This window comes from Promicromonospora xylanilytica, from assembly GCF_054782895.1.
Map to the genome: position 1 here is coordinate 99,491 of NZ_BAAGRP010000071.1, position 12,268 is coordinate 111,758.

Sequence of the window (12,268 nt, forward strand, 5' to 3'; positions counted from 1 at the left end):
CGCTGTCCCTCTCCTCTCGACGGGGCGCGCTGCGGCGCCCCGGTACCGGCCGGCGCCGTCAGGTTACGGGCAGCGGGCAGTCGATCGACCCGAGGAACCCTGATTTCACCCAGGACATCCCAGGGCACTGTCAGGGATCAACCAGGGCGTCACCGGATACTGCGCCGCCCACAGGCTGCGTACTGTCGATGACATGAGCACAGAGACACTTTCCCGCCCGCGCCGGGGGCGAATGATCGCCGGCGTCTGCGCCGGCGTCGCCCGCCGATTCGGCTGGGACCCCACTCTGGTGCGGGTCCTCACCGTCGCGTCCTTCCTCATCCCCGGACCGCAGTTCCTCGCGTACATCGCGTTCTGGATCCTCATGCCGAACGACCCCGAGTAGGCAGGACCGCATCTCCGACACGCCAGGACCTGGACGCTTTTTCACCCAGGGCCTGGCGTGTCGTCGTCCATCTCTGCAAGGCTTGCAGCAGGATCCGGAAACGGTCGTGCAACGCCGCACGCGCCACAGCCGGGACAACGCCGCAAGGAGCCGCGATGAAGCGCCGTCCGAACGTGCCCCGACGCCTGCTCGCCACCCTGACGACCCTGGCCGCCACACTCACCCTCGGCCTGGCCGGGACCACCGCCGCGGTCACCGCGGAACCGGCTCGCGCCGCGACCCCCGCGCACGGCGACGGGGACGTCATCCTCAACCTGTTCCAGTGGACCTGGGACTCGGTCGCCGCCGAGTGCGCCGACGTCGCCGGCCCGGCGGGGTTCGGCTATGTGCAGGTCTCCCCGCCGATGGAGCACATCCGCGGCTCCCAGTGGTGGACGTCGTACCAGCCGGTGAGCTACCGGATCGAGTCGAAGCTCGGCACGCGCGCCGAGTTCGCGAACATGGTCGCCACCTGCGACGCCGCGGGAGTCGGCGTGATCGCCGACGCCGTCGTCAACCACATGGCCGGCGCCGGCCAGTCGGGGACCGGTGTGGCCGGCACCGCGTACTCGGAGGACAACTTCACCGGAACGTACAGCGCGCAGGACTTCAACGACTGCCGCACCGACATCGCCGACTACACGAACCGCTACGAGGTGCAGAACTGCCGCCTGGTCGCGCTGCAGGACCTGCGCACCGGCTCCGACTACGTGCGGGGCCGGCTCGCCGCCTACTTCGACGACCTGGTCTCCCTCGGCGTCGACGGGTTCCGGATCGACGCCGCGAAGCACATCCCGGCGTCGGACCTGGAGGCGATCAAGTCGCGGATGAGCAACCCGAACGTGTTCTGGGTGCACGAGGTGATCGGCGCCGCGGGCGAGCCGATCCAGCCGTCCGAGTACCTGGGGAGCGGTGACTCGCACGAGTTCGACTACGCGCGGCAGCTCAAGGCCGACTTCGACGGCCAGATCAAGAACCTGCGGTTCATCGGCGACGGCAAGCTGCCCTACGACCGGGCCGGCGTGTTCGTGGACAACCATGACACCGAGCGCAACGGCGAGTCGATGAACTACAAGTGGGGCGCCAAGTACGTGCTGGCCAACACGTTCCTGCTGTCGTGGCCCTACGGGTCCCCCACCGTGTACTCCGGCTACGAGTTCTCGGGCACCGACGCCGGCGCGCCCGGCGCCACCGAGACCACGGTGCCCGACGCGACCTGCGGTGCCGGGAAGTGGACCTGCACACAGCGCTGGACGGAGATCCGGGGCATGGTCGGCTTCCACAACACCGTCGCGGGCACCGAGGTCACCAACTGGTGGGACGACGGCGGCAACCTCGTGAGCTACGGCCGGGGCGACCGGGGGTACGTGGTGCTGAACAACACCGCATCGACCGTGCAGCGCTCGTTCCAGACGTCGCTCCCGGCGGGCACGTACTGCGACGTCGTGGCGGCCGCGGACTGCTCGGTGACCCGGAGCGTCGACGGGAACGGCTGGTTCACGGCGTCGATCCCCGCCTACGGGGCCCTGGCGGTCCACGTGGGTGCCCACGCCTGAAGACGTGTCAGGCGCTCAGGTCACTCGGGTGACCTGAGCGTCTGACATCTCCGGGAGCTAGCGGAACAGGTGCCGTGCCTTGCCCAGGTCCAGGAAGACGGTCTCGCCCGTCGCGTCCTGGACGCCGTCGTTGTCCGTCACGGCGTAGACCTGGCCGTCACCCCCGATCGTGAGGCCCTCGAGCTTCTCCTGCGTCCAGCCGTTGGTGCCGCGCAGCGCGGGCAGGACGTCGATCGCGAGCTCCTTGTCGAGCATCGGGACCGTCCCGGGGCGCGGGGCGCGTCGCGGCAGGTCCACGGTGTACACGGCCTTGAGCTCGGCGGCCGGACCGTTGAGCTTGTCCCGCTCGATGACGGCGAGCGTGTCGCGGTCCACCACCGTGACCTCGGACAGGCCGACCCAGTCGCCGTCGGCCGTCGGCGCGGACAGGGGGTAGCCGAACCAGGTCCACTCGCCGGTCGCGACGTCGTACCGCCCGATGCGGGCATACCCGGCCAGACCGTCGTCGGTGGTCAGGCCGCGTTGGAGCGCGACGAACAGGTGCTCGCCCGTACGGTCCACGGTGCCGGACACGCCCTCGATGCCCCACTTGCCGAGGCCTGCGGCGACGTCGTCGGGCAGGCTCACGCGCTCCTGCACCCGGCCCGCGGCCGAGACGCGCACCAGCGCGTTCTCCGCACCGGTCGCACCCTCGACGCCGAGCCAGAAGCCGCCCGACCTGCCCTTGACCGACGGGCGCGCCCAGATGCCCTCGGCGTCCAGTCCGACCGGGGAGCCGTTCTCCGTGACGATGATCTCGCGGTCGATCACCGCTGGCCCGGCCTTCTTGCCGCGCTGGCCGGCGGTCGAGACGGAGAGGATCGACGTCGGCGACATCGCGGCGTCGGTCACGGTCCAGAGGCGGTCCCGCTTGTCCGGGTCGGCGGAGAGGGCGCCGAGCGCCGTCCAGCCGATCGGCTTCGCCGCACCGGTCTCGGTGCGGGCGTCGGCGGAGACCACCGACGGGAATACCGGCGAGCCCGCGTCGCGGGCGTACCGCTGCCCCTTGCCGAACACGGACACGGAAGCTCGGACGCCGTCCTCGGCCGAGTCCTCCTCCGAGGACACGACGAGGAGGTTCCGCGACGGCACCGGCAGCAGCCCTTCCGGGCCGTTCGTGGTTGCCAGGACCTGCACGAACCGCGGGGAAGCCGGGTCGGACACGTCGTAGACGGCCACGAAGTTGGACCGCTCGGAGCCCACGAACGCGTACCGGACGCCGTCAAGGGTTGCTACCGCCAGGCCCTCGATCTCCACGCCCTTCTTGCCGGCACGGTCGTCGTTGTGCAGGCCGACGCGCACCGCGAGATCCTCGAGCTCGGTGCCCGCGTCCCAGACGACGTCGCCCGTCGCGGCCTCGAAGACCGTCCAGCCGCGTGTGCCACCCTTCCAGTCGCCCTCGTTCGCGGTGGCGACGTGCTCGTCGTCCACCCAGCCGATGGCGTCGGGCTCGCGCGGGGCGGCGTCGAGAGACCCGGTCTGGTCGATCGCGCCGTCGTCGTCGACGTCCACGCCGTCCAGCGCGACCTCGCCCGCCGAGAACACGTTCAGGAGCTCACCGGAGACGACGTCGAGCACGGCGACGCCGTTGTTCTCCTGCAGGGTCACCGCGACCTTGGTGTCGGACGGGTTGATCGACACGTACTCCGGCTCGGCGTCCTGCGGGGTGTCGAGGCCGGCGGCGCCGAGCGTCGCGACGTCGAGCTCCACGGCACGGGTCCGCCAGGCCGCCGGATCGGTGCCCGGGAGGTCGACGAACTGCAGGAATCCCGCGGGAGCCTGCGGGAGGTCGCCCTCCTCGCCCTCGCCGGTGTCGGCAAGAACGTCCTCGTCCCGCTGGTTCTCCATGGCGATGACGGCGTGGGCGCCGTCGTGCGTGATCGCGATCGAGTCGGGCTGCCCGCCCAGGTCGATCGAGCGGACGCGGGTGCGCGTCGCGAGGTCGACGACGTCGAGGCGACCGGACGGCGAGGTGAACGACGTCGAGCTGTCGACGACGACGAGCACGTAGCCGCCCACCACGGCGACGGACGTCGGCTCGTCGTGCTCGGAACCGAGCTCGGCGAGCGACAGCGACCCGAGGCCCCGCGGCGCGGCGGGGTCGCTGAGGTCGACGAACCCGATGCGGCGCGCGGCGGCGTCGGTGTGGATCAGTGTGTTGCCGTCCTCGCTGACGGCGGAGATCTCGGCGACCGTCTCGTCCGCGGGGTCAGTGCCTGCGGGAGCGTTCTGGAAGACGGGATAGGTGGCGAGGCGGTGGAACGTCTCGCGGGGCTTGGTCGAGCCTGTCGAGGCCCCTGCGTCGACAGGCTCGACCCGCTGGTCGGCGAATGCCGGGAACGCGCTCAGCCCCAGTGCGAGGGCGGCGCCAGAAGCGATGAATGCCGCGTGGCGGCGGTTGGGGGACACACGGGGCAGACTGACGCCGACCCGTGGCAGGTGGACGGATCTCGGATGACACCAAGATGTCCGCTACATGAACTTCAAAGGTGGCCGCCTGCCGTCAGAGGTGTTCGAGCGTCGGTCCTTCCACCAGGGCCTGGTCCCCGTCCGGGCGCGCGTCGGCGGACGGTTCGATCGCCCCACGGCCGACACCGCCGTCGCCCACCACGGCAGTGGACGGACAACTACTGTGAACGGGTGACCGTCCTGGCCGAACTCCGCGCGCTGCTGCGCCTGCCCGGGTTCCGCAAGCTGTTCGCGGTGCGGCTGGTGTCCCAGGCCGGCGACGGCATGTTCCAGGTGGGCCTCGCCAACCTCTTGTTCTTCAGCCCGGAGTCACAGGGGTCGGCCGCTGGAATCGCCGGGGCGTTCGCCATCATGCTCGCGCCGTTCACGATCGTCGGCCCGTTCGCCGGCGTCTTCCTGGACCGCTGGCAGCGGCGACAGGTCCTCGTGTTCGGCAACGCGGTGCGTGTGCTGCTCACCGGCACGATGGCGGTGCTCATGCTGACGCAGGGCGTCACACCGGCGATCTACGTGCTGGGGCTCGCTGCCCTGAGCGTCAACCGGTTCCTCCTCGCGGGCCTCTCGGCGGGCCTGCCACGCGTGGTCCAGGGCGACCTGCTGCTCACGGCGAACGCCCTCACGCCGACGCTCGGCGCGGGTGCGGCGTTCCTCGGCGGCGGCCTGAGCTTTGTGCTCGGCTTCGCGATCCCTGCCGGCCGCGTCCAGGACGCTACGGCCCTGACCTGTGCCTGCGTGGTCATGGGCTGCGCCTCGCTCCTGGGGCTGCGGATGTCGCGCACACTGCTGGGACCCGTACGGCCCGCCGTCGGCTCGATCCGGAACGAGCTGGTGGTCGTCGCCCGTGGCCTGGTCGACGGCGCCCGCTACCTGGCCGCGCGACGTACCCCCGGCCAGGCGCTGATGGTGATGGCCTTCCACCGCTTCCTGTACGGGGTCGTGTTCATCGCGTCGATCCTGATGTCGCGCAACCTGCTCGTCGAGCCGGGAGACCGCACGGCAGGTCTCGCCACCTTCGCCACGGTGATCGGCGCGACGGGTGTGGGCGGCGGGCTCGCGATCCTGCTCACCGCCGTACTCGCACGCCGCATGGCCCCGCAGACCTGGATCGCCGTGATGCTGGTCGTGGCCGGGCTGTCGCAGCTGGTCCTCGTGCCCGAGCCAGGCTTCGTCACCGTGGTCACTGCCGCAGCCCTGCTCGGGCTCGCCGCCCAAGGGGCCAAGATCGCCGTCGACACCATCGTGCAGCGCGACTCCGAGGACGCCTACCGAGGCCGCGCGTTCGCGTTCTACGACGTCCTCTACAACGCGGCTTTCGTGGGCGCCGCCGCCCTCGCGGCCTTCCTGGTGCCGGACGCCGGATGGTCTCCCGGCCTCTTCATCGCCCTCTCCGTGGGATACCTCGCGGCAGCGGCCCTGTTCGGTCTGCGCGGCGTACGCACCGCGGCGTTGGCCAGGCAAGCACCAAGCGGGTGAATTTATGGATGAGGTCCAGTCCCTGGAGCCGATCATGTCTGATTTGCCTGCAGAACGGTGCAAGGATTAAGACAACTTATCTACAGGGACTGGAGGTATCCGCTCATGTCCGACGCACCCGCCGTCACCCCCACGCCCACGTGGGGTGAGGTGTTCCCCTGGTTCCGCGAGGTCATGGCCGAAGACGACGCCTGGTACGTCGGTCAGGTCGACACCAAGACCGACGTCGGTATCGCGCGCCTTGCCGAGGCGGCCGTGACCCGCCTCAAGTCGCTGCCCGTCGGCCGGCTCTTCCCCGCAGTGCGGCGGGTCGAGCGCCTCGACGAGCTCGACTGGCCCAAGCACCGGCTCCTCAACGCCCTGCACCGCGGCGGCTGCTTCACCGGGGACGACCTGTCCTACATGGTGATCGCCGAGATGCTCTCGTGGGAGTCCGTCGGCCCCATCATCGTGAAGCAGATTCTCGAGGTCGTCGCGCTCGAGGAGATCCGAGTCAGCTCCGCGAGGTAAGGCTGCTGGGCCCGTCGTCGGATTGCCGGACGACCGCCAGGCGCCGGCCCGCGACCACCGCGAACGGCACGGCGGCCAGGGTGACGAGCGCCTGCACGATCTGGACCGCACCGTACGCCCCGCCGAAGGCGCCGATCGCATCGGACGCCGACAGGAGCCCGAGCACCCCGACCACAGCGGCCAGGAGGGCACCGATCCGCCGCGAGGTCGGTGCCGCCCAGCCGCACAACGCCGCCGCCGCGACGACCAGCAGGCTCAGCACCATGGTCAGCAGAAGAGGCCAGACCATCCCGGACGGCGGGCCGCCATGAGGCAGGATCGCGAGCAGCGGGAGCAGGACGCTTGTCCACAGGGTGTGGATAAGTGCCCCGACGAGGGCGACGACCAGACCGGCACGGCGAGCCGACCTCGGCGAACGCACGAACCGGGCAAGCAGGACCCCGGCGAGCGCCATCATCAGCACGAGAATCCCGGCAAGGGTGCCGAGAACCAGCTCGGGCCGGGCGCCCTGCATGAGCTGGACCCCTGCGGTTCCGAGCTGGAGCAGCAGGTGCAGGCCGACTATCACCGACGCGCCGGTGAGGACGCGTCTGCCGCGGACTGCCGCGGTTCCCACTGCCAGGACGACGGTTCCTGCCATCGCGGCGTTCTCGATCACGAAGATCGCGTTGTTCACGGTGAAGCCGAAGTCGAGCTCGTTGCCCGGGATCAGCAGGCGCATCGGTACGGCCATCCACAGAGCGACCGTGAGGACGAGGACGCTGAGTGCGGCGGGCCGGCGCCCGGCGTCGGGCAGGGTATGCATGCCGACACTCTCCCAGAGGCCACCGACACCGTGGGGGGTTGAAGGCACGCTGTGGATAACTCCGCTGACCGGTCGGCCGGGCGTGGAACCATGGAGGCGTGCCCACGTCCGTCCCTGCCCCGCGCATCCACCCCGCGGCGATCAAGCTCCTGGTGGGCAGTGGCGCCTTCCTGCGCGGTGAGGACTACCAGAAGCAGGGCCGGGTCATCTCGTGGGAGTGGCTGCCGGACGACCTGCTTCTCATCTCGTGGGTTCGGGGCAGCGGGCGCGGCACCTACTCGTGCTCCATCGAGTTCGAGACCGCCGCGCAGGGACCAGCCGTCGTCGTCGGAACGGACTGCACGTGTCCGGTCCGGTCCGCCTGCAAGCACGTCGCCGCGACCCTCCTTGAGGCGGGTTCCGACGGGCTCGCCTCGATGGTCCGGCCCGCGTCGTCGCTGAAGCGCGTACCGCAGGTGCCGGCCTGGAAGGCGGCCGTGCAGCAGCTTGTGCCCGCGGCCCCGTCAACGGGCCAGGCCGCATCCCCTGGAGCAGCCGACGCCCAGCCCGTGCTGGCCCTGCAGTTCCGCGTCGATGGCGCGCCCTCCGCCAACGAGCTGTCCTTGTCCGTCCGGCCGGTCCAGCGCAACGATCGCGGCTCGTGGGTGGGCGGCACGGCGTCGTGGAACTACATCCGTAACGGGTTCCTGCGCGGCATCGACCCGGCCGTTCGCGAGTGGTTCACCACGCTCGACGCTCTGCGTGCCACGAGCCCGCGTGGGTACGGGTACGTCAGTGCGGGCGACTGGATCGCGCTGGACGACGTGCTCCCCCGCCCGTTCTGGCGCCATCTCGCCGATGCTCCCGGCCTCGGCATCGAGCTCGTGGGCAAGTCCAAGCGGGAGTCGCTGCGTCTGGCGGGCGAGGCGTCCATCGCCCTGGACCTCTCCCTGCCCGACGGCGGCGCGCACCTCGAGCGGACGGTCGCGTTCGACGGCGCCGTCAGCCTGGCGACCTCCGTCGGGGCGCTCGGTCGCCACGGCCTGTTCGCGGTCGAGGAGACGTCCGCGGGTCGCACCATCACCCTCGGCCCGACGGCGACGCCGCTCACCGACCAGGAGCTCGCCGCGGTCCAGCTGGCCGATGTCGCCATTCCTGCCGACGCGGTGGACGAGTTCCTGGCGGACTACCTGCCACTGCTCCGTCGCGAGGTCCAGGTCCATGCCGACGCCGGTGTCGAGCTGCCGGAGCTGCCTCGGCCCGAGCTCGTGGCCACGGTCACGGCGGTCTCGCCGGCGGAGATCAGCGTGGCGTGGCGGTGGGCGTACCCGCCGTCAGACAAGGAGTACCCGCTGACCACGGCACTGGAGCCGGGAGCGGACCTGCGCGATCTCGCGACGGAGGCGGCGACCCTCGGCGACACGGTCGCCGCCGTGCGTGACGTCCCGGGCTTCGGCCACTTCCGCGTGGCACCCGAGTCGTTCCGCGGGCTCCAGGCCATGGACTTCGCCACGACCGTGCTGCCGGTGCTCCGGGAGCTGCCCGGCGTACGCGTGGAGAGCGAGGAGCTGCCCGAGTACAACGGTCTCGAGGCCACGCCCGTTGTCAGCATGCGCGCGGACGACAGCACCGACCTGGACTGGTTCGACCTGGGCGTCATGGTCACGGTCAACGGACGCGAGATCCCCTTCGGTCCGTTGTTCGACGCCCTCGCCCGGGGCAAGAAACGGTTCATGCTGACGGACGGAACATGGCTGCGCACCGATCTGCCCGTGTTCGCGCAGCTGCGCGCCCTGATCGACGAGGCGCAGCGCCTGTCGGACCAGCCGGGCAAGCTGCGGATCAGCCGGTTCAACGCCGGTCTGTGGGCTGAGCTGGAGCAGGTCGCCGACGTCGTCGAGCAGTCCGACCGGTGGCGGCGATCGGTGAGCGACCTGGTCGCGCTGACCGCCGACGGCGTCGACGGGCCGGACACCGTACCTCCGCCGGTGGGCCTGAAGGCCGAGCTGCGGCCCTATCAGCAGCACGGCTTCGAGTGGCTCACCTTCCTGTGGCGGCACGGGCTGGGTGGGATCCTCGCCGACGACATGGGCCTCGGCAAGACGGTCCAGACCCTCGCGTTCGTCGCGCAGGCCCGGCAGGAGCGGCCCGAAGCCAATGCGCCGTTCCTCGTGGTCGCGCCCGCGTCCGTGGTGAGCAACTGGGCCGCTGAGGCGGCAAAGTTCACGCCGGACCTCACGGTGGTGACGTTGCCGAGCACCGCGCGCAAGGCAGGTACCTCCGTGGCCGAGGTCGCGGCAGGGGCGGATGTCGTCGTGACGTCGTACGCGATCTTCCGCCTGGACTTCGACGCGTTCGCCGATGTCGAGTGGAGCGGCCTGATCCTGGACGAGGCGCAGTTCGCGAAGAACCACCAGACACGTGCCAACGAGTCGGCCCGTCGACTGAAGACTCCGTTCAAGCTGGCGATCACGGGCACGCCCATGGAGAACAACCTCATGGAGCTGTGGGCGATGCTCGCGATCGTTGCCCCTGGGCTGTACGGGTCGCCGACCAAGTTTCGGGAGGACTACGTCAAGCCGGTCGCCGGCGAGGGCGACTCGACGCCGCTGCTGGCCCGGCTCCGCCGTCGGATCCGGCCGTTGCTGCTGCGCCGCACGAAGGAGCAGGTGGCGCCGGAGCTGCCCGAGCGGCAGGAACAGGTGCTCCGCGTGACCCTGGACGCGAAGCACCGGCGGATCTACGACACGCACCTGCAGCGCGAACGCTCTCGCCTGCTGGGCCTGCTCGAGAGCTTCGACGAGAACCGGGTGGCGGTCTTCCGTGCACTGACGACGCTGCGCCGCATGGCGCTGGACGCGTCGCTGGTGGACCCGGAGTACGAGGGGGTGCCGTCGGCGAAGCTGAGCCTGCTGGCCGAGCAGCTCGCCGAGGTCGCGGCAGAGGGACACCGCGCGCTGGTGTTCTCCCAGTTCACGTCGTTCCTGGCGAAGGCGGCCGAGGTATGCCGCGAGCTGGGCATTCCGTACGAGTACCTCGACGGGTCCACCCGGAAACGCGCCGAGGTGATCAACCGGTTCAAGGACGGTGCCGCGCCGGTGTTCCTGATCAGCCTCAAGGCCGGCGGGTTCGGGCTCAACCTCACCGAGGCCGACTACGTCTACCTGCTCGACCCCTGGTGGAACCCGGCGACGGAAGCCCAGGCGATCGACCGGACGCACCGGATCGGGCAGACGCGGAACGTGATGGTGTTCCGGATGGTCTCGGAGAACACCATCGAGGACAAGGTGATGGCGCTCAAGGAGCGCAAGGCGCGACTCTTCGACGCCGTGCTGAGCGATGACGCCGGGGCGTTCGCGGGGGCTCTGGGGGCGGAAGAGATCCGGGGGCTGCTGGAGGGCTGAACGGTTCCGGCTCCCCGATGACAGGTCGAACTTGAGGTCAGCGGACCGGCGGACCGGCGTACGCCCGCCGGGCTGCCTGGAGGTCCGACTCATGGTCGACGGCCCACTCCCCCAGCGCGATCACCAGCGGCAGCAGGCTGTGCCCGAGCGGCGTCGCCGTGTACTCAACACGTTCCACCGCACCATGGTGTGAAGCACCGAGCACAGAGCGCCGCACCAGCCCGTCCCGTTCAAGGGTCCGAAGGGTTCTCGTGAGGATCCGACGGCTCAGCCCCTCGACAGCACGGTCGAGCTCGTTGAACCCGTACGCCCTGTCGGCCACGAGGCTGAGCACCAGCACGCTCCAGCGTTCGCCCACCCGCGCCATGACGTCGGACACGTTGCAGTCGGCCCGCTGCTGGGCGGTGACGGGTACCGCGACCAGAGACATGGATGTTCCTTCTTTCGGTGGTTTCTACCCGATCCCAGACTTCAGCGTATGACGACCACACTGATCACTGGCGGCACCAACGGCATCGGGGCGGCCCTGGCAGAGCGACTGGTCCGGGCAGGACACCGGGTACTGGTCGTGGGCCGTTCTGCCTCAGCGCCCGCCGGCGCCGAACTCGTTCGAGCGGATCTGAGTACCTTGGCGGGCACGGCACGAGCTGCCGACGAGATCGCCGAGAGAGCGGACGAGATCGACGGTCTGGTGCTCGGCGCAGGCCGGTTCAACCGCCGCCGAATCCTGACGCCGGACGGGTTCGAACAGACCTTCGCGTTGCACGTCGTCAGCCGATACCTGCTGACGGACAGGCTGATGCCGCGCCTCACTGGCGGTGCCGTGCTCGTCAGCATGTGCGGGGTCGCTGGTCTGGGTGGTCCGGGAATCCGCTGGGACGACCTGGCCTTCGAGGAGTCGTACCGGCCATTCGCCGCGGTGTCGCAGGTGGCTCGGGCATCGGATCTGCTCGGCGCGGGTTTCCACGATCGATATGCGGGTGGCCGACTTGCTGTGCGCGGGTCAACGGAGGGTGTGCGCTACGTGCTGCACAATCCGATGTTCGTCGACTCCGGCCTCGGCCGGCAGGTGGGCGGCCTTGCCGGCAAGGCGCTCGACGGCATCGCACGAATCCTCGGTCAGCCGGCCGACAAGGCGGCGGCACTGGTGGAACCCTTCGTTCGGACTCCTGGAGCCGCCGTCGAACCGCTGACGGTCTCGCGCAAGGGTGTCTTGCTCGGAATCGACAGGCCTGAGCTCGACCGGGCTGCCGCGGCGCGCATGTACGAGGTGCTCGAAAGACTGACCGCTGAGATTCACTAGCCGGTACGTTCTATCCGTGGCCGACCTGATCAGCGCTATAGCCGCCCTGCTATGGCCCCTGCTCGTGATCGTCCTGCTGCTCCTGTTCGGGCGGCAGCTCCTCTCGAAGCTGAGAAGCTCCGACGACGTGACGCTCGAGATCGGCGGGCAGCGACTGAGCTTCAAGCAGGCGACGGACCAGCAGTCGGACATGATCACCGACCTGCAGCGGGAGGTTGCGGCGCTGTGTCAAGCCCCGGGTTTGGTGGAGAGCTGGTTAGTTGGTTTCCAGGCTTGCCGGGACCGGGTGGGCAGCGGCGTGTAGGG

10 protein-coding genes are annotated in these 12,268 nt (G+C 70.1%); 7 read left to right on the plus strand and 3 right to left on the minus strand.

Annotation, left to right across the window (positions count from 1 at the left end; all coding sequences use genetic code 11):
• Positions 1-193 precede the first annotated feature (193 nt).
• Both ACYVK7_RS21415 and ACYVK7_RS21420 read left to right on the plus strand, forming a co-directional pair.
• Positions 194-385, plus strand: coding sequence for a PspC domain-containing protein (locus tag ACYVK7_RS21415; RefSeq protein WP_377199155.1), 192 nt, complete (start codon positions 194-196; stop codon positions 383-385).
• A gap of 155 nt (positions 386-540) precedes the next feature.
• Positions 541-1,980: an alpha-amylase gene (locus ACYVK7_RS21420; RefSeq protein ID WP_460889740.1), complete on the plus strand. Its 1,440-nt coding sequence runs from the start codon at positions 541-543 to the stop codon at positions 1,978-1,980.
• A gap of 57 nt (positions 1,981-2,037) precedes the next feature.
• Here the strand turns inward: ACYVK7_RS21420 and ACYVK7_RS21425 are convergent, their stop codons facing one another.
• Entirely contained in the window at positions 2,038-4,428 is a 2,391-nt protein-coding gene (locus ACYVK7_RS21425; RefSeq protein ID WP_460889741.1) for an esterase-like activity of phytase family protein, read from the minus strand.
• Positions 4,429-4,659: 231 nt separating this feature from the next.
• On the opposite strand from ACYVK7_RS21425, the gene ACYVK7_RS21430 reads away from it, so the two are divergent.
• Both ACYVK7_RS21430 and ACYVK7_RS21435 read left to right on the plus strand, forming a co-directional pair.
• Complete coding sequence (locus ACYVK7_RS21430; protein WP_460889742.1) at positions 4,660-5,961, plus strand: MFS transporter; 1,302 nt, start codon at positions 4,660-4,662, stop codon at positions 5,959-5,961.
• Positions 5,962-6,066: 105 nt separating this feature from the next.
• Positions 6,067-6,471: a hypothetical protein gene (locus tag ACYVK7_RS21435; RefSeq protein ID WP_460889743.1), complete on the plus strand. Its 405-nt coding sequence runs from the start codon at positions 6,067-6,069 to the stop codon at positions 6,469-6,471.
• Here the strand turns inward: ACYVK7_RS21435 and ACYVK7_RS21440 are convergent.
• On the minus strand, positions 6,455-7,276 hold the full coding sequence (locus tag ACYVK7_RS21440; RefSeq protein WP_460889744.1) for a hypothetical protein: 822 nt from the start codon (positions 7,274-7,276) through the stop codon (positions 6,455-6,457). The two genes, ACYVK7_RS21435 and ACYVK7_RS21440, sit on opposite strands and share 17 nt — an antisense overlap.
• A gap of 98 nt (positions 7,277-7,374) precedes the next feature.
• Here ACYVK7_RS21440 and ACYVK7_RS21445 point away from each other — a divergent pair, with 98 nt between their 5' ends.
• Entirely contained in the window at positions 7,375-10,659 is a 3,285-nt protein-coding gene (locus tag ACYVK7_RS21445) for a DEAD/DEAH box helicase (RefSeq protein WP_460889745.1), read from the plus strand.
• Between the two features lie 37 nt (positions 10,660-10,696).
• On the opposite strand, the gene ACYVK7_RS21450 is transcribed toward ACYVK7_RS21445, so the two are convergent.
• Positions 10,697-11,089: a winged helix-turn-helix transcriptional regulator gene (locus tag ACYVK7_RS21450; RefSeq protein WP_460889746.1), complete on the minus strand. Its 393-nt coding sequence runs from the start codon at positions 11,087-11,089 to the stop codon at positions 10,697-10,699.
• Positions 11,090-11,137: 48 nt separating this feature from the next.
• Between ACYVK7_RS21450 and ACYVK7_RS21455 the strand changes: the two genes are divergently transcribed.
• A complete protein-coding gene (locus ACYVK7_RS21455) occupies positions 11,138-11,962 on the plus strand; it encodes an SDR family NAD(P)-dependent oxidoreductase (protein ID WP_460889747.1) in 825 nt (274 codons plus the stop codon).
• Between the two features lie 16 nt (positions 11,963-11,978).
• Positions 11,979-12,266 (plus strand): hypothetical protein, encoded by a 288-nt coding sequence (locus ACYVK7_RS21460; protein ID WP_460889748.1) that lies wholly within the window; start codon positions 11,979-11,981, stop codon positions 12,264-12,266.
• Positions 12,267-12,268: the final 2 nt, after the last annotated feature.

Coding starts and splice junctions, on each gene's coding strand:
- ACYVK7_RS21455 (WP_460889747.1), top strand. CDS start 11,138: ATGACGACCACACTGATCACTGGCGGCACCAACGGCATCGGGGCGGCC.
- ACYVK7_RS21415 (WP_377199155.1), top strand. CDS start 194: ATGAGCACAGAGACACTTTCCCGCCCGCGCCGGGGGCGAATGATCGCC.
- ACYVK7_RS21435 (WP_460889743.1), top strand. CDS start 6,067: ATGTCCGACGCACCCGCCGTCACCCCCACGCCCACGTGGGGTGAGGTG.
- ACYVK7_RS21440 (WP_460889744.1), bottom strand. CDS start 7,276: ATGCATACCCTGCCCGACGCCGGGCGCCGGCCCGCCGCACTCAGCGTC.
- ACYVK7_RS21450 (WP_460889746.1), bottom strand. CDS start 11,089: ATGTCTCTGGTCGCGGTACCCGTCACCGCCCAGCAGCGGGCCGACTGC.
- ACYVK7_RS21420 (WP_460889740.1), top strand. CDS start 541: ATGAAGCGCCGTCCGAACGTGCCCCGACGCCTGCTCGCCACCCTGACG.